The 16809-nt window shown below is 62.8% G+C and carries 18 protein-coding genes and 1 tRNA gene; 4 read left to right on the top strand and 15 right to left on the bottom strand.

Annotated features, from left to right (window positions below):
• Window positions 1-47 precede the first annotated feature (47 nt).
• Window positions 48-1211: a patatin-like phospholipase family protein gene (locus CXY91_RS14865; RefSeq protein WP_100962130.1), complete on the top strand. Its 1164-nt coding sequence runs from the start codon at window positions 48-50 to the stop codon at window positions 1209-1211.
• A gap of 3 nt (window positions 1212-1214) precedes the next feature.
• On the opposite strand, the gene CXY91_RS14860 is transcribed toward CXY91_RS14865, so the two are convergent.
• Window positions 1215-1526 (bottom strand): DUF1272 domain-containing protein, encoded by a 312-nt coding sequence (locus CXY91_RS14860; RefSeq protein WP_100962129.1) that lies wholly within the window; start codon window positions 1524-1526, stop codon window positions 1215-1217.
• Window positions 1527-1589: 63 nt separating this feature from the next.
• On the opposite strand from CXY91_RS14860, the gene CXY91_RS14855 reads away from it, so the two are divergent.
• A complete protein-coding gene (locus CXY91_RS14855; protein WP_100962128.1) occupies window positions 1590-2591 on the top strand; it encodes a GlxA family transcriptional regulator in 1002 nt (333 codons plus the stop codon).
• Here CXY91_RS14855 and CXY91_RS14850 read toward each other — a convergent pair.
• Window positions 2588-3070 carry an Lrp/AsnC family transcriptional regulator gene (locus tag CXY91_RS14850; protein ID WP_100962127.1) on the bottom strand — a complete coding sequence of 161 codons (483 nt, stop codon included), beginning with the start codon at window positions 3068-3070 and terminating at the stop codon, window positions 2588-2590. The genes CXY91_RS14855 and CXY91_RS14850 overlap by 4 nt on opposite strands.
• Before the next feature lie 121 nt (window positions 3071-3191).
• Here CXY91_RS14850 and CXY91_RS14845 point away from each other — a divergent pair, with 121 nt between their 5' ends.
• On the top strand, window positions 3192-5585 hold the full coding sequence (locus CXY91_RS14845; RefSeq protein WP_100962126.1) for a transketolase-like TK C-terminal-containing protein: 2394 nt from the start codon (window positions 3192-3194) through the stop codon (window positions 5583-5585).
• Window positions 5586-5751: 166 nt separating this feature from the next.
• Here the strand turns inward: CXY91_RS14845 and CXY91_RS14840 are convergent, their stop codons facing one another.
• The 4 genes from CXY91_RS14840 to CXY91_RS14825 all read right to left on the bottom strand — a co-directional run bounded on the left by CXY91_RS14840 (window position 5752) and on the right by CXY91_RS14825 (window position 9355).
• On the bottom strand, window positions 5752-7158 hold the full coding sequence (locus tag CXY91_RS14840) for an MFS transporter (RefSeq protein ID WP_100962125.1): 1407 nt from the start codon (window positions 7156-7158) through the stop codon (window positions 5752-5754).
• Window positions 7149-7820, bottom strand: coding sequence for an LON peptidase substrate-binding domain-containing protein (locus CXY91_RS14835; protein ID WP_091842429.1), 672 nt, complete (start codon window positions 7818-7820; stop codon window positions 7149-7151). Before CXY91_RS14835 ends, CXY91_RS14840 begins: the two co-directional genes overlap by 10 nt.
• Window positions 7821-7840: 20 nt before the next feature.
• Entirely contained in the window at window positions 7841-8740 is a 900-nt protein-coding gene (gene trxA / locus CXY91_RS14830) for a thioredoxin (RefSeq protein WP_100962124.1), read from the bottom strand.
• Between the two features lie 87 nt (window positions 8741-8827).
• Window positions 8828-9355: a prolyl-tRNA synthetase associated domain-containing protein gene (locus CXY91_RS14825; RefSeq protein WP_100962123.1), complete on the bottom strand. Its 528-nt coding sequence runs from the start codon at window positions 9353-9355 to the stop codon at window positions 8828-8830.
• A 368-nt stretch (window positions 9356-9723) separates the two neighbouring features.
• Here CXY91_RS14825 and CXY91_RS14820 point away from each other — a divergent pair.
• Window positions 9724-9798 (top strand) — tRNA-Gly (locus CXY91_RS14820).
• Between the two features lie 361 nt (window positions 9799-10159).
• Here the strand turns inward: CXY91_RS14820 and CXY91_RS30220 are convergent.
• From CXY91_RS30220 to CXY91_RS14780, 9 genes are all read right to left on the bottom strand, one after another.
• A complete protein-coding gene (locus tag CXY91_RS30220; protein WP_158673426.1) occupies window positions 10160-11014 on the bottom strand; it encodes a hypothetical protein in 855 nt (284 codons plus the stop codon).
• Window positions 11011-12189 (bottom strand): AAA family ATPase, encoded by a 1179-nt coding sequence (locus CXY91_RS14810; RefSeq protein ID WP_100962121.1) that lies wholly within the window; start codon window positions 12187-12189, stop codon window positions 11011-11013. The genes CXY91_RS30220 and CXY91_RS14810 overlap by 4 nt, the downstream gene beginning before the upstream one ends.
• Window positions 12190-12223: 34 nt before the next feature.
• Window positions 12224-13030: a virulence-associated E family protein gene (locus tag CXY91_RS14805; RefSeq protein WP_100962120.1), complete on the bottom strand. Its 807-nt coding sequence runs from the start codon at window positions 13028-13030 to the stop codon at window positions 12224-12226.
• Between the two features lie 3 nt (window positions 13031-13033).
• Complete coding sequence (locus CXY91_RS14800; RefSeq protein WP_100962119.1) at window positions 13034-13600, bottom strand: DNA-primase RepB domain-containing protein; 567 nt, start codon at window positions 13598-13600, stop codon at window positions 13034-13036.
• Window positions 13590-13805 carry a hypothetical protein gene (locus CXY91_RS14795; RefSeq protein ID WP_100962118.1) on the bottom strand — a complete coding sequence of 72 codons (216 nt, stop codon included), beginning with the start codon at window positions 13803-13805 and terminating at the stop codon, window positions 13590-13592. The genes CXY91_RS14800 and CXY91_RS14795 overlap by 11 nt, the downstream gene beginning before the upstream one ends.
• Window positions 13802-13984: a helix-turn-helix domain-containing protein gene (locus CXY91_RS14790; protein ID WP_100962117.1), complete on the bottom strand. Its 183-nt coding sequence runs from the start codon at window positions 13982-13984 to the stop codon at window positions 13802-13804. The genes CXY91_RS14795 and CXY91_RS14790 overlap by 4 nt, the downstream gene beginning before the upstream one ends.
• A 71-nt stretch (window positions 13985-14055) precedes the next feature.
• Entirely contained in the window at window positions 14056-14592 is a 537-nt protein-coding gene (locus tag CXY91_RS30215) for a hypothetical protein (RefSeq protein WP_158673425.1), read from the bottom strand.
• Window positions 14593-15587: 995 nt separating this feature from the next.
• The gene (locus tag CXY91_RS30210; protein ID WP_158673424.1) at window positions 15588-15923 is read right to left on the bottom strand and encodes a hypothetical protein; all 336 of its coding nucleotides are present in this window, start codon (window positions 15921-15923) and stop codon (window positions 15588-15590) included.
• 109 nt (window positions 15924-16032) lie between these two features.
• Window positions 16033-16746 carry a hypothetical protein gene (locus CXY91_RS14780; protein ID WP_158673423.1) on the bottom strand — a complete coding sequence of 238 codons (714 nt, stop codon included), beginning with the start codon at window positions 16744-16746 and terminating at the stop codon, window positions 16033-16035.
• Window positions 16747-16809 lie beyond the last annotated feature (63 nt).

The following is a 16809-nucleotide window of genomic DNA, read 5'->3' as shown; positions in this document are numbered from 1 at the left end:
GGGCAACTCCAGCTCTTCCTGACGATCGAGCGAACGGAATACGCGCCATGAACGCCCCTTTTGCGCCGTCCTCTACCGACCGCTATCTCGGCTGGCGCCCGGAGCGCTGCGACCGCGTCGCGCTGGTGCTCCAGGGCGGCGGCGCGCTCGGCGCCTACCAGGCCGGCGTCTATCAGGCGCTGCACGAGGCCGATATCGCCCCGGACTGGGTCTCCGGCGTCTCGATCGGCGCGATCAACGCGGCGATCATCGCCGGCAATCCGCGCGAGCGGCGCATCGAACGGCTACAGGAGTTCTGGGACCGCATCACCGACCGCAAGGTCTGGTGGTTCACGCCCGAGGGCGACATCTTCCGTCAGGCGCGCAATGCGACCTCGTCCTTCCTGACCACCATGCTCGGCCAGCCCGGCTTCTTCGAGCCGCGGCGCACCAATGCCTGGCTGGCGCCGGCCGGAGCCACCGACGCGACCAGCTTCTACGACACCGCACCGCTCCGCGAGACCCTGCTCGAGCTGGTCGATTTCGACCTGATCAACAGCAAGAAGGTCCATTTCTCGGTCGGCGCCGTCAACGCGCTCTCGGGAAATTTCGTCTATTTCGACAACACCCAGGAGGAGATCGCGCCCGAGCACGTCATGGCCTCGGGCGCCCTGCCGCCGGCATTTCCGACCGTCCAGATCGGCACCGAGCATTACTGGGATGGCGGCATCGTCTCGAACACGCCGCTGTCGCATCTGCTCGCCCAGGAGGACACGCTGAACTCGCTGATCTTCCAGGTCGACCTGTTCTCCTCGCGCGGCCCGATCCCGCGGACAATGCAGGACGTCATGGGGCGCCACAAGGACATCATGTACTCCTCGCGCACCCGCATGGTCACCGACCTGTTCCAGACCCTGCAGGGCTGGAAGAAGAAGACCCATGACGCTCTCAGTCACATCCCCGAGGACGCCCTGAGCGAGGAGGATCGCAAGCTCCGCGATGAGCTCGCCTTGATCCCCGAGCACACCATCCTGCAGCTGATCTACCAGCAGAAGAGCTATGAGAGCCATGCCAAGGACCACGAGTTCTCGCGGACCTCGATGAGCGACCACTGGCACTCCGGCTACGAGGACACCAAGCAGACGCTGACCCGCAAGGACTGGCTGACGATCCCGCCGGATGGCGCGGGGATCGTCACCCACGACGTCCATCGCGATTTCGAGCGGCGCTGAGCGTCAACGCTCCTGCGGCGGCGTGTTGCGGAGCAGCTCGGTCCGCTCGCGCCGCTGCTCTTGCGTCCATTGCGAATGGTGTCGCTTCGTGCCGGCGGGGCGGTTCGCCAGGCCAAGGCCAAGCCCGCCCCAGTCGCCAACCGGCCGGATCGGCCGCTGCACGAAGCCCCCGCCGCAGCTCGGGCAGACGTTTTCGAGCGTCTTCTCGGCGCACTCCGCGCAATAGGTGCATTCATAGCTGCAGATCCGCGCCTCCAGCGAGTTTGGCGGCAGGTCGCAATCGCAGAGTTCGCAGTTCGGCCGCAGCTCCAGCATGGCGTCTTTCCCTCTCGTCGCAGGGACTGGATGCCATGAGGGGACGATGTCATAAATGACAAGATGACCTCGTTTCCTGCCACCACTCTCACGACGCCGATCCGCGTCGTCATCGTGCTCTTCCCGCGCACCAAGCTGCTCGACGTCACCGGCCCTCTGCAGGTCTTCAACGACGCGAAACGCGCCGACGGCAGCGCGGTCTATGAGATCATCCTGACCTCCGAGGACGGCGGCCCGGTCGAGACCGATGCCGGCGTGCCGCTGCCGAGCATCCGCCTCGCCGAGGCTGCGGCCCGGCCAATCGATACGTTGCTGGTCTCAGGCGGGCGCTCGGCGCTGGACGCTGCCGGCTCGGCGGCGCTGCTCGCCTTCCTGCGCGATCAGAGCGGCAAGGTCCGCCGCCTCGGCTCGATCTGTCTCGGCGCCTTCATCCTCGCCGCCGCCGGCCTGCTCGACGGCTGCGAGGCGACGACGCATTGGGAATACACCGAGCGCCTGAGCACGGCCCATCCGGCGACGACGGTCAGGCCGGACGCAATCTTCGTCAGCAATGGAAGGATCTGGACCTCGGCCGGCGTCTCCACCGGGATCGACATGGCGCTCGCCATGGTCGAGGAGGATCTCGGCCGCAAGACCGCGCTCGATCTGGCCCGCGACCTCGTGCTCTATCTCAAGCGCCCCGGCGGCCAGGCACAGTTCAGCGGCGAATTGCAGCGCCAGTCGCGCGATGCCGCCGGGCGCTTCGACGCCCTGCACGCCCATATGCGCGAGCACGCCGCCGGCGACCTCTCGGTGCCGGAGCTTGCCCGCGTGATGGCGATGAGCCCACGCCATTTCGCCCGGGTCTATGCGCAGGAGACCGGCATCAGCCCTGCCAAGGCGGTCGAGGCGGTCCGGCTCGACCTCGCACGCGATCTGCTGGAAGAAACGGATATCGGCATCCAGCAGGTCGCGGTGCGCGCCGGCTTCGGCGACGACGAGCGCCTGCGCCGCGCCTTCCTGCGCCGTTATGGCGTCGCGCCGGGCGAATACCGGACACGCTTCGGAAACGCGCGAACCACCTAGCCCCGCCCCAGCTCCACCGGCACCGAATAGGAGCGCTTCACCCGCCCGAGTGCGAAGCTCGATTCGATCGAGGCGACGTTATCGAGCCTTGTCAGCTTGTCCTTGAGGAAGCGCTCATAAGCGGCGAGATCGCTGACGATGATGCGCAGGAGATAGTCGCGCTGCCCGGTCATCAGATAGCAGTCGGCGACCTCGGGCCAGCGCGACACCGCCGCGGCGAAGCGGTCGAGCTCCTCCTCGCGCTGGCGCTCCAGCTTGATCGAGGCGAAGACCGAGACGGGCAGGCCGAGCTTCTCCTGGTTCACGATGGCGACATAGCCCTCGATGATCCCGGCCTCCTCCAGCAGGCGCACCCGCCTGGCACAGGGGCTGGGCGAGAGCCCGACCTTGCCGGCCAGTTCCTGAACGCTGATGCGACCGTCAACCTGCAAGGCCTGGACGATGCGGCGATCGATCTCGTCGAGCTTGAACTCTGGCATTTTCCCTCGCCTCGTCATGACAGCTTAGCGGAAACCGCCAATTCCGTCAGCCGGCGAGGCGGTCTTTAGCTGCCTTCCCCAAGGCAATTGTGCATGATGTCCCGGCCCAAGGAGCACCGCGATGTCCGATCCCCGTCTGCCCATCCTCGCCGAGCTTGAGAAGACGATTCTCTGGCTGGCCTCGTGGACGATCCACAACGCCAACCACATCCGCGCCAACGAGGACGGGATGAAGGTCGGCGGCCACCAGGCCTCCTCGGCCTCGCTGGCGACGATCATGACGGCGCTCTACATGGCCGCGCTGAAGCCGCAGGACCGGGTCGCGGTGAAGCCGCACGCCTCGCCCATTTTCCACGCCATCAACTATCTGATGGGCCTGCAGACGCGGGAGAAGCTCGAGAACTTCCGCGGCTACAAGGGCGCGCAGAGCTATCCCTCGCGCACCAAGGACATCGACGACGTCGATTTCTCGACCGGCTCGGTCGGCCTCGGTGTCGCGCAGACGCTCTTCTCCTCCCTGGTCCAGGATTATGTGAAGGCGCATGGCTGGGGCAAGGACGCGCCCGAGGGCCGCATGGTCGCGCTGATCGGCGATGCCGAGCTCGACGAGGGCAACATCTTCGAGGCCCTGATGGAGGGCTGGAAGCATGGCGTGCGCAACACCTGGTGGGTGATCGACTATAACCGCCAGTCGCTCGACGCCGTCGTCCGCGAGGGCCTCTATGACCGGATCGAGCAGATGTTCCGCGCCTTCGGCTGGGACGTCGTCACGCTGAAATACGGCTCGCTGCAGCAGGCGGCGTTCAAGGAGAAGGGCGGCGAGCGGCTGAAGGCCTGGATCGATTCCTGCCCGAACCAGCTCTATTCGGCCCTGACCTTCCAGGGCGGCGCCGCCTGGCGCAAGCGGCTGATGGACGATCTCGGCGACCAGGGCCCGGTCACCAGGCTGATCGAGACGCGCTCCGATGCCGAGCTCTCGGCGCTGATGTGCAATCTCGGCGGCCACGACCTGCCTTCGCTGCTCGAGGCGTTCGAGGGCATCACGCATGACCGGCCGGTCTGCTTCCTCGCTTATACGGTCAAGGGCTTCGGCCTGCCGCTGGCCGGGCACAAGGACAACCATGCCGGCCTGATGACCAAGGAGCAGATGGAAGGCTTCAAGGCCGCCAACAAGGTCCGGCCCGGCCATGAATGGGACATGTTCGAGGGGCTGGCGCTGCCCGAGAAGGAGGTCCGCGCCTTCCTCGACAAGGTGCCGTTCTTCGCCCAAGGCCGCCGGCGCCATTCGGCTCCGGCCCTGCCGGTCCCGGCCAAGCTCGAAGCCGGCATCCAGGCGACGATGTCGACGCAGATGGGCTTCGGCAAGGTGCTGGACGAGTTGGCGAAGCTCGGCGGCCCGCTCGCCGACCGCATCGTGACGACGGCGCCGGACGTCACGGTCTCGACCAATCTCGGCCCCTGGGTCAACCGGCGTGGCCTGTTCGCGCGGGCCTCGATGGCCGACACCTTCAAGGACGAGCGCATTCCCTCGATGCAGAAATGGGAGTTCTCGCCGAAGGGCCAGCATATCGAGCTTGGCATTGCGGAGATGAACCTGTTCATCAACCTCTCGGCGCTCGGCCTGTCGCACTCGATCTTCGGCGAGCGGCTGATCCCGATCGGCACGCTCTACGATCCCTTCATCTCGCGCGGGCTCGATGCGCTGAACTATGCCTGCTACCAGGACGCCCGCTTCATGGTCGTGGCGACGCCGGCCGGCGTCACGCTGGCGCCCGAGGGCGGTGCGCACCAGTCGATCGCGACGCCATTGATCGGCATGAGCCAGGACGGGCTTTGCGCCTTCGAGCCGGCCTTCGTCGACGAGCTCGCGGTGATGATGCGCTGGTCGTTCGAATACCTGCAGAAGGATGGCGAGGGCGATCCGGACGAGCGCACCTGGCTGCGCGACGAGACCGGCGGCTCGGTCTATCTGCGCCTCTCAACCCGCCAGGTCGAGCAGCCCAAGCGCGCCATGACGCCGGAGCTGGAGCGCGACATCATCGACGGCGCCTACTGGCTGCGGAAGCCCGGCCCGAATGCCTCCGTCGTCATCGCCTATACCGGCGCTGTCGCGCCCGAGGCGATCGAGGCTATCGGCCTGCTTGCCGAGGACCGGCGCGATGTCGGCCTGCTCGCGATCACCTCGGCCGACCGGCTGAATGCCGGCTGGCAGGCGGCCGAGCGGGCGCGCCAGCGCGGCAACCATGAGGCGACCAGCCATGTCGAGCGCCTGCTTGGCGATCTCCAGCGCGATTGCGGCATCGTCTCGGTGCTGGACGGGCATCCGGCGACTTTGGCCTGGCTCGGCAGCGTCCACGGCCATCGGCAGAAGGCGCTCGGCGTCGAGCATTTCGGCCAGACCGGCACCGTCGCCGACCTCTACCGCCATTTCGGCATCGACGCGAACGCGATCGTGCACGCGGCGAACGCCGCCGCCCCGGGCCGGCCGGTCAGGTATCTGAAGGCGCTGCCGTAAGGCGCAACACGGAACCCCTCTCCTGAAAGGAGAGGGGCAGGGGTGAGGTGTTCGGAGTGCAATCGTTAGCTGCACCGTAGCCGCGGTGAGCGCTCGCGGAACTGGTCAAACCGCCCACACCTCACCCTGCCCTCTCCTTCCAAGAGAGGGTTCCTCGCGCCTCGGATCAGCCGCCCCGTTTCACCTTCACGCCCGCGATCAGCCACGCACCTGTCAGGAAGAAGCCGATCAGCACCGCCAGGCCCGCGCGTTGGCTCGCAAAAACGGTCGTCGCCAGCGCGACCAGCGTCGGCCCCATGAACGAGGTCACCTTCCCGGCGAGTGCGAACAGTCCGAAGAACTCGCCGATCCGGGCGGGTGGCGCGATGCGCGCGAGCAGGCTGCGCGAAGAGGCCTGCAAGGGGCCGGCGACCAAGCCGATCAGGAGACCCAGCCCGAGATAGACCTTCTCCGGCAGCGAGGCGAAAAGCCCGTCGCCCGGCACTGCCGGCGCCGCCTCGATGACGAAGGCGACCTGCCCCGGCCCGAGCGAGAGAATGCCGATGCAGGCGAAGAGCAGGCAGGCGATGGCGCCGAGGATCACCTTTTTGCCGCCGATCGCATCGTCGAGCTTGCCGCCGGCCCAGGCACCGAGCGTGCCGGTGACCGTGAGCAGGATGCCGAAGACACCGAGCTCGATCGTCTGCCAGCCGAAGACGCCGGCGCCATAGATGCCGCCGAAGGCGAAGAGCGCGACCAGCCCGTCCTGGTAGATCATGTTCGCGAGCAGGAAGCGGCCGAGCCCGGGCAGCGAGGGCAGTTCGGCGATCGTCGCCTTGAGATGGGAGAACCCACCGGCCGCCGCCTCCTTCAGCGGGATGCCGGTCCGCGGCGAGTCCGGCGTGAGCAGGAACATCGGGGTGACGAAGATCACGAACCAGAGTGCGGTGAGCGGCCCGGAGAAGCGGTCGCCCTCGCGAGCGGCGGCATCGAGCCCGAACAGCGGCGACAGGCCGGCCAATGTCTTGCCGGTCTGCGGATCGGCCGCGAGGAAGCCGAGCGTCAGCGCCAGCGAGACCAGGCCACCGAGATAGCCGACGGCCCAGCCGGTGCCGGAGAGGCGCCCGAGCCGCTCCGGCGGCACCAGCCGCGTCATCATCGCATTGTTGAAGGTCGTAGCGAACTCGGCGCCGATCGTGCCGATGACGAAGCCGGCGAGCGCGATCGGCACCGCCCAGGGCGAACCGGGCTTGGCGTACCAGAGCATGCCTGAGCCCAGGACCAGCATCGCGCCGAACACCGCGATCCACGGCTTGCGCGGCCCGGTGCGGTCGGCGATGCCGCCCAGGAGCGGCGAGAGCAGCGCGATGGCGAGCCCGGCAAGGCCCGTCGCATAGCCCCAGAGCGCTTGCCCCTCCGCCGGGTCGCTCGCCAGGGCCGAGGCGAAGAAGGGCGCAAAGACAAAGGTGGTGACGAGGGTGAAGAAGGGCTGCGCCGACCAGTCGAAGAAGATCCAGGCGACGACCGAGCGCCGCGGCGGATAGGTCGCGGGCTGATCGCTGGCGGCAGGCAGGGACGCGGCGCTCACTGCAATGTCGTGTCCGGGTCGGAGCCGCCGCGCGCCAACTCGATCTCGGTGATCGCGACCAGCACCTCGGCCCGGGTCTTCAAGCTCGGGGCCTCAAGCAGCGCCTGCTTCTCGCGCGGCCCGAACGGACACATCATCGACAGCGCGTTGACCAGCGCCTCGTTCGGCGCCTCGTTGACGCCCTTCCAGTCGATCTTGAGCTCGTTCGCCTTGGCGAAACTGCGCAGTGCCTTGATGAGGCCGGTGCGGTCGACCTCGTCCTCGCCGGCACGCGCCTCGAAATCGACGGCGAAATCGCCATAGGACACCCGGCCTTGGCGATAGGGCGTGGTGACGGAAAGTTCCTCCTCCAGCCGGAAGCGCGAGATGCCGGTCAGCGTGATGACGTAGCGGTCGTCGCCCGTCTCGGCGAACTGCGTGATCCGGCCGATGCAGCCGACTTGCAGCAGCGGCGGCACCTGCGCCTGGCGTCCGTTGTCCGGCTCCGGCTGGATCATGCCGATGACGCGGTGCGTGCGCAGCGCATCGTCGATCATGGCAAGATAGCGCGGCTCGAAGATGTTGAGCGGCATCTGCCCGCGCGGCAGCAGAAGCGCGCCGGCGAGCGGAAACAGCGGGATCACCGCCGGGCAGTCTTCAGGCCCGGAATAGACCGCGTTCATGCCCATCAGCGTGCGCTCCTCTCTCCTCACGAAAACAGCAGGACCGATAGCTTGCGACGACCGGCAACACTGTGCTCGTCCATCGGCCCCCAGGCCTCGAACAATTGCAGCAGTTGCTTGCGCGCGCCGTCATCGTTCCATGTGCGGTCGGCCTTGATGATCGCGATCAGATGGTCGACCGCCTCCTCGCGCTTGTCGCGCGCATTCAGCGCCAAGGCGAGATCGAAGCGGGCCTGATGGTCCTTGGGGTTGGCCGCGACCTTGGCCTCGAGCTCGGCGGTATCGCCGAGCGAGGCTGCCTGCTCGGCGAGCTCGACCGCGGCCCGGACCGCCGCCACCGCCGGATCCTGCGCCTTCGCCTCCGGCACCATGGCGAGGAAGCCCTTGGCCCCCTCGATATCGCCGGCGTCGAGATGCAGGCGCGCCATGCCGGCGATCGCCGTGATGTTCTCGGGCTCGGCCGCCAGCACCTCGGCATAGAGCTCGCTTGCGCCTGCCGCGTCGCCCGCCTCCAAAGCCTCCGCCGCAGCCGCCAGAACCTCCTCGATCGGCCCGGGCCCCATCGGCCCCACGAGCTTCTCGATGAAGGCTTTCACCTGGCTCTCCGGCTGCGCGCCCATGAAGCCGTCGATCGGCTGGCCGCGCTGGAAGGCGATCACCGCCGGAATCGACTGGATGCCGAGCTGGCCTGCGATCGCCGGATGCTCGTCGATGTTCATCTTGACCAGCTTGACCTTGCCGCCGGCCTCGTTGACCACCTTCTCGATCACCGGGGTCAATTGCTTGCACGGGCCGCACCAGGGCGCCCAGAAATCGACCAGCACCGGCTGGTTCATCGATTCGGCGATGACGTCCTGGCGGAAGCCTTGCGTCGTCGTGTCCTTGATCAGCCCCTTTGCCGGGGCCGCATCGCCATTGACCAGCATGGCTCGTCCTTCACCTAGCACTCTGTCGACGTGGAAATCGAAAAAACCTGATGCCCGCATGGCGGGCCACCCCATAGATGGGTGGCTTCAGCCGTTCTGTCCATCATCCGGCGGTGTCGGAAGGTCAATGATCATCGGCTCGTGCCCGACCGCACGCAGGAAGGCGAGCATATCGTCTCTGGAGATGCCGAGCGTCGCAGTGTTGACCAGAGGATGGAAATTCAGGCGCTCGCCATCCATCAGCGCGGCATCGAGCACCATGGTGACGTCTCCGGCGCGATCGTTGACGACGGCGAAGGCGGTGACAGAGCCGGGCGTCACCCCGAGCGTCTCCATCAGCAGCTCGGCAGAGCCGAAGGACAGCCGCCCGCTGGCGCCAAGCCGCTCGTGCAGCCGCTTCAGGTCGATCCGCGTGCTCTCCAGCGCCGAGACCAGGAAGAGCCTGCCCTTCTTGTCCTTCAGGAACAGGTTCTTGGTGTGATGGCCGGGAACCTTGCCGCGCAGTTCCTTCGATTCGGCGACGGTGAAGACCGCGACATGGTCGATGCGCTCGGTCTTGATGCCGAGCTCATCGAGCTTGGCGATGAGAGCGTCGGGAGTGAGAGGCGTGGGCATGCTCGGCCGGTCAGGACAGGGAAGCTGCGCGATGCCTAAGGCCGCCGGCCGGCGCAGGCAAGCGATGCCAGGCGTGAAACAGGTCAGATGCCCCTTCGCATCGCCCCGCGCGGCATAGAGCGACGCGACATCGCTCGCGTCGAGATGGCGCCCGACTCGCCCAGGATAACAGCTGCTTTTCCATCATATCGCTGGCGGGACAGAGCTGAAGGCGCATCCAGCGCTTGCCCGCGCTATGGCACTGTTTCTTCGGCGGTTTTGCGGGCCTGTCACGCGACCATCAGAAAATTGCAATAAGGCGCTTGCGCTTCTCGTCCCGTTGGGCAATAAACCGGCCGCGCCGCCAACACGGCGCGACTGTCTCGGATGCGGGTGTAGCTCAGGGGTAGAGCACAACCTTGCCAAGGTTGGGGTCGAGGGTTCGAATCCCTTCGCCCGCTCCAGACAATCTCAAGGCTTGAGAGGCACGTAAGCGTCGGGTTTCCCGGCGCTTTTTGCTTTTTGGGCGCCTGGCGATCCGGAAGGCTTTCGAGGCGCTGCGAAAGACCGCGGTTACACTCTGGTTACAGCTTAGGCTCCGAAGGTATCTCAGCGGTGCTGGCATACCGCCACCTCCGAATCTTGATAACGGTCTGCCGGTGCCACCGCAAAAAATGCGGGTGCGAGTGAACATGCGCGCGCTACGATGGTCGTGCTCAACGTTCCGCGCAGTGTAATTGGTCGGAACGGTGTGACGCTAGCAGCGCATTAGTAGGCAGTCTCGGTCAGCTACGCGTCATAGTCCCGATGAAGCGGGTGGTTGCCCTACATTTCAAGTTTGAGGGGAAGGAGTTCATCGCGCACGACGAGCTTTCCCAGACGGCGACTTTCGAGGCAGCAGCGCATTGCTGCGCTAAATTCAGATTGAGACAACGCCATGGTAACGAGTTCTTCGGTGATTTCCCTCAGCGTTTCATTCTCTTCCGCCGTTCGCTCCCCCTTCTGCTTTAGAAAGAAGCGGTCGTACTTGTTGATTCGGCGGAGGCATTCCCGCCACTTGCCCCGGCGCGAGCCATTTAACTGACTTTGATTGATCCCAAGATGCCGTATCGCCTCCTGGACTCGCTCCTGTTCAGCGTCTGGCAGCTCTGGGCGTGGGACAGCTTCCCCATTGTCATTAAAAAGGATCTTCTCGACGTCGTCGAGATCGGTCGGATCGAGAAGGACTGGCGTCTCACCCCCTAGATCGCGATTTTCCCAAGTTGCTCGGGAAGCAGGATTTTGAAGCGGAAACCAATCGCCCTTGCCGACTGTCTCGTCAGAATATTCTTGATTTTGCGTGTTTGATAACATCCCAACAATTCTGTAATTCTCGATATCGAAAGCTAGCCAACAATACCCTTCCGAGTATATCTTCTCAGCCTGCTTCACGCGGCCGTGCGGCCGATAATGATCAGTGTGATATCGAGAAACGCATTCCCTGGACTCAGTATACCAGCATTTATTATACGACATTGGTGAGAGTTCTTCTCTGACTGTCGACCACGCGCCTTTGTTCTCGTCTATAAATTTCTTACGAGTGGCTTTATCATCAATCTTTTTTAGCTCATCGGCGAGTGATTTAAGATAATCGATCTTTTCATTTGAGACTTTTGTCCAATCTCGATGAACATAAATCATTTTCGCCTCAAAATCTCTTTAACGATCTCAAGTGATTCTTCTTCTCGCTGACGCAGCTGTTCAGGCGTCAAGATTGGTGCGTCGGCTAGCTCCACATTGTCCAATTGCCGAAGGAATTGGCTATAGAGCTGATCGCGCTCTTCATAGAGGAAGCCGAGGTGTCGAAGTTCTGCGTTGATCTTCTCAAATTCCCTCGCCATGGCCGGCGACAGTTCCTCTGAGCGCGCAAGTTCGTTGCGTTTGTCTATCAATTCTTGCGTGGGGCGATCCAGCGATGATGAAAGACCGAAAATATTGGTGAGAACGCCACTGAAACCAAGACCGCGTGGATCAACAAAGGGTGCCTTCACTGTTACCGCGTCATCGTCGCTCACTAACATGACGCGGACCTGTTTGGCCTCCAACGCAGCAATTGTGAGCGGATTATGCGAGGTGAGAATGATCTGGCATTTGTCCCGGTCAGCTGCAACGCCGGTCCAGTCGGCGATCAGCTCCAGGTAGTTCAGCTGCCAAGCTGGGTTCAAATGGGTGTCAGGCTCGTCGAGCAGAAACAACGCTTCCTTGCCACGTGAGACGCGGATCAGGCCAAGCACCATTAGCAGCTGGCGCTCGCCGTCTGAAAGGTCGCCAAAACTCACGTCGCCGGTCGCGTCATTCGTGCGGGTGACCCAAACGATCATGTCCCGAAAGAGATCCGAGATGTCGGCGGCTTCGAGCGCGGCGAACACTTCCTGATCGTTGGCGTAGGTCGCGGCAAACTGCTTGAGCGCCGAGGCGTCCCGGAGGAAGCATGCAAGCTGAGCTTCAGTCTTCGGCTTGTCCCGATAGTCGTCCACCACCTTTCCAGTAAGCGCCAAAGGATGAAACGCTGCATTCAGAAGCTTGCGTGCACAAGTGCCGGCCGGACCTCGGGCGCCCCAGAGATCCCGGGCCTGATCAGCAAGCTCGGTATAGGCGCGCCGACCACGCCCTGGCGCCGCCAATTCCGCGGAGTGGGCCTTTTTCCAGTTGGCGTGATTGAACCACGACGGCTCCTTGAAGTGAGCGAGCGCGGAGTGAAAGCTGGTGATTCCCAGCTTCTCACGAAGGAGGGCGTCAAGGCCCTCCGTGTCGCCCTGACGTGCGAAGTGCGCCAGAAGAGCCAAGACGCCATGAATCGGCCGGCAGTAGAACATGCGCCGAGCCTGCTGCGCGGCCTCATACTCCGGCTCAGGACGATCCTTGTTTATAACCGAGTAAAATCGCCCTGTTCAGTGGCGTGTCCTCGGCGCCGAAATAGTCGATGAGGAAGGTGTCCATCCGAAGCCGGCCGTCCCATTCCAGCCCCGACAGGTAATCGCGGATCGGGTGAAAACGGTTCTCGAGCGCCATCATGTGCAGGGCGTCGCGGACGTGCTCACGGCCCGGATCAAAGCCGAACTCATCGAGCACGGCCTTGCGGAGCACCGCCGAGATATCGTCGGTCATTTCGCCCTGGAACACCTCCAGCTTCAGACCCTGCACCATCTTCCGGCGCCGGAAGATGTCCTCGGAGGCCTGAACACCGAGACGCTGAAAGGCCACGATAGCGTTGCGCAGCGTCGGCCGAGGGTTGCCCTTCGCCGTCACGTCGGGCCAGCCGTTGCTGACGGCGATCAGGGCCGAGCGGGCTTGCTTAAGGGCATATTTCCCAGGCGCGCTCTTTTCCAAGATCGACTCGGAAATGCCGCAGGCAGGGTTCAGCAGGAGCCCGGCGATCATCGCTTCGCCCCAGCCCGCGCGGGCGAGCGCGCAGGCGACGCAGAACACCGCCTCGCTACGCGACGGGAAGCGGGCGTCTTCCGTGCCGATGCGATGATCGAGATCGTCGCCTTGCATGATCAGGCGCCGGATTTCCTCCGAAACCGAGGCGGGGAGCTGATCGATGCTAACAAGGGCTATGGAAGCCGCATCCGGCGCGGCGACGGCCGCCGCGGAGGAAACAAGCGGGCCCGGCTCTCGGAATTCAGTGAATTCATCGAGTCGATAGGTTCGCATGGTTCAGACCCCCTCGACCACATAGGCGAGCGTCGGCACCCGGCCGGCCTTGCGCTTCTTTGCGTTCGGCAGGTTGATCGTGCCCGGCAGCCGCATGATCCGGTCGATGTTGTGGCAGTTGTCGCCGCCGAGATCGGCAGCAAGCTGGCGATTGATGCGCGCGACGCGGTCGAGGTCCGTCGTCGGCTCGGCGAATTTCCAGAAGGCCTGATAGCCGCCGCCGGAGAAGACGATCAGCGAGGGCGGGAGTTTGTAGGCACGCAGGCGCTGAAGGCCGTCCATGTGGTCGATGTCAACATGGGCATAGTGGGCAGCAACGATGTCAGCCTTGGTCGCCTTCACGCCGCGGAAGTCCGAGCGCACTTCGTTGACGCTGTAATAGAGGCCGGCGACGCCCTGGAGCGCATCGATCCAGCCGGCAGCCTGCTCGCGTTCGTGGGGCGCGAAGACCCGACCGGTCGGAGGCTCGCCGGTGGGCTTGATGGCCGCGAGAGGCCAAAGGCCCTCCGGGTGGAGGGCCACAAGGAATTTGATAGCAGCATCGGTGTCGCCCCGAATATCAAGCGCCATCGCCGCGCCTCCGCCTCACGACGAAGGCCTCGTCGATGTTTTCAGCGTCGACCGGCACGACCAGAACGACGCCTTCCCGTGGCCGGACGATCTTGTGAGTGCCCGCCGCGAGCAGCAGATTCATCAGCGAGCCCGGCTCGCCCGGCGGGCGCAGCGAGGTCTGATCTTCGTCGAGGACCGTGATCGGGATGTCTTTTTTCTTCACGACTGACCTCCCTTGCGCGACGCTTCGATCACGGCGAGCACATCCGAAAGACGGACGAATTTCCGCGAATTGAACGGGGCAAAATGGGGAATCAGGCCGCGATTGACGGCCCGGCGGACCTGCCAGGGTTTTGCGCCGACGAGGTCAGCCGCCTGCTGAATGGTGAGAAGTTTGTCCACGAATGGCTCCCGGAACAGAGGAAGCCACCTAATTGGACAAGTCCGGCGCTGTGATCGCGGGTGAAATCAGCTCAGTTTTCACCCTTGACGAGTCCGAGCTCGCGAAAAAGCTCCAGAATTCGTGCGACGGTCGCTTCCCTGCTGCGAAAATCGTAATCGACGAGCGCGGAACCAACGGAACAATAAAAATCGAGTTGATCCTCGAACTTCTGTTTCAGGCGGTCCACAGTGGATTTCCTTGCCTCAGCATCCTTCGAGACAAAAGAACCATCCAATTCCTCAAGGGCTTCCCTGCACAATTTACCGATCTGTAAATTGTTCTGATTTTTGCGATCCCACGCGCGGTGAAATTTCTGGCCGACACGAAATAGGATCTTCTCGTCTGTTAGTGAGACGCTACGACCAGGCGGCGTCTCAGCAGCAAGCAATGCTCGAAGCGCGCTGTTCATACGCCCTTCGAGTTTTGGCCCTTTCGTGGCCTTATGGCTATTGATGATAGGAAGCAAAATCTGCTGAAGAACGATCTCTGAGGCGTACGCTTGGGCCGCCATCTTATCGACATCGAGTCCGCCATCTCTACCTGTCCAGTACCTGTCGTCTGCATCCATATTGTGGCCTGTCTCAACGAGAGTCGGTTCATCCAGGTGAGGAGGTCTTGTTCGGTTTTGCATTACTGATCAGTGGTCCGGTGGCGGGCGTCCGAGTCGTATCAAGCACCTGCGAAAACTGCCAAGCGCCGGATGTTGGACCAGCTCGCGTCAAACGGCGGCCGCTAAGCCAAACAGACCTCCTGTGCGCCCGCGCGCGCGTAGTCGCCGCCGCATCATGATTCACAGCATACGCAGCATGGCATGCACGTGGCCGCATGGCCGCGGCGCCTCGCCGAATCTGGTCGGGTTCCATGAACACTGCCGATGGCATGGAGCTGTGATCGCAATGACCGCACACAACAAGAAGGCGCAGGTCTTTCATCTATCTTCACCCGGGCGTGATGGCGTTGCTTGTCAAGCACGCGGCGCGATCGGTCATTGCCCGGATCGCCGAGCCGGCGGTGGCCTCTTTCCTAGCGCTTAACGCTGCCGAATGGTACGCAGCGGTCATCGACAAGCGCCTCGACCAGCCTGATCGGCGCATGACCCGGTCGGAGCGGGAAGGCGGTATCACCGTCGGGTTACTGGCAGTGATCATTCGCCAGCATTGCTGGAGGAGTCCGCCGCTCAAGTCGCTTGCGTCAAAGCTGGCAAGCGCTACGAGGCCTTTGCTGCCGCACTTGACGGGCAGTTCGTCAAGGGGCTCTGATAATGTAATTTCGGAGCGCGACAATGGATCCGCTCCTAAACGGGCATATTCTCACGAGGGTGAGGCGCTCGAAGAAGGGCCCCATTTCAGTCGCTTACCCATCCCCCAGCATTTCAGTTCGCTGAGGCCACCGCTTTGATATAGTCAATGGGGTACGGAGCAAATAGCCTATTCGGCATCTTAAGATTCAGCGCAGCGCCTATCTCGGACGCAAATGTCGTACAATCATTGAACCCAAGCTGATAATTACCTCTAGATAACCATTTATCATACACCTGCCGAGCTCGTTCATAAGAATCGGAATTCACCGAGACATATAAGACATAATCTGGCTTCTCACTCGCATCGTCGAATATTTTACCAGGCTTCGATCCAAATACCGCCTCATACTTTTTGTATCTACAGTCGGATAAAATCCAACAGCCTGCTGAATTGTCAATCTTGCGGCATCGTCGCCTTTGTTCCAAATGACAAAAGCATGACCGAGGTCCCCACGTTGTGCTGCAAGACCAATACTATATTCGACAGATTCCGATCTCATCTTCTTGTCAATGTATTTCTTTTCGACAGCCACTGCTGGGAATGCAGAGGCCAACAGCATTATGCCACCCCATACGAAGAATCGGTTCATCTGGCTCACCCACGGAATCCCAAAAATTGTCGGTCATCTAGTCACAGGCGTTGAAGGGATGACGCATTGGCAGGGCCCTGAAGCACTGGCTCAACCTGCATAGGGTCGACACACAAGATTATCGACAAGCAGCGACGACGGCGTCCTTAAATTGCTTCAGGCGCGCGGTCTTCTCATCGGTGGATTTTTCGGAAAGCCGAGTGATTTGCTTCCGCAGGTCATCGACCGACTTAGTGTAAGTGTCCCTCGCCAAATAGTAATCCGCAACGTCCAAAGCCACGTCGCTAGCGCCCTTCGCAGCAAGCGCCACGGTGACGATGCCGACGCCGATCGGTGAGCCAAGCATGAGATAGCTAGGTATCGCGATATCGGCGAGGTCACCGACATCGACCTTTTCTCCGACCCCGGCCTTGAGCACGGCAGTCGAGAGTGCATCCGACTTTTTCTGCAGGCCTTCCAAAACCTGCTTTTCAGCTTCCGTGGCCCCCGCTACCGATTGGGCAGACCTAGCGGATTTTCCGGCGACGAACGCAATAACCATAAGCACGGCCCGCCCAGCCGCATATTTCTTCTTCGTATCGTCAAATTTACTCCAGCTCTTGTCGAGCTCAGAAATCTCCTTCTCGAATAGAGCCTTCGCTTGCTTGACACGCTCTTCTCGTCCTGCGTCCCTCCCCTTCGCAAGTGCAGTCATTTGCGCAGTCAACGGACCGTTGACATAGGCCTTTGCTGCATCGCAACTGGTTCCAGTGCCAGGAACGACCTTCCCAGCTGGCTGCGTCTGCGCATACGTGGCAGTTGCAGCAATCGCCGACGCAAAGGCAGCCGGCATCCATTTCATCCGCCTGGGGAAGACCATACTGACTCGCATGTCATTTAAGTTGAGTTTTTGCGG

Origin of the sequence: Allobosea sp. FBZP-16 (assembly GCF_002831785.1) — a bacterium.
In the GTDB taxonomy this organism is placed as follows: domain Bacteria; phylum Pseudomonadota; class Alphaproteobacteria; order Rhizobiales; family Beijerinckiaceae; genus Allobosea; species Allobosea lupini.
This window is presented reverse-complemented; position numbering and strand designations above follow the sequence as displayed.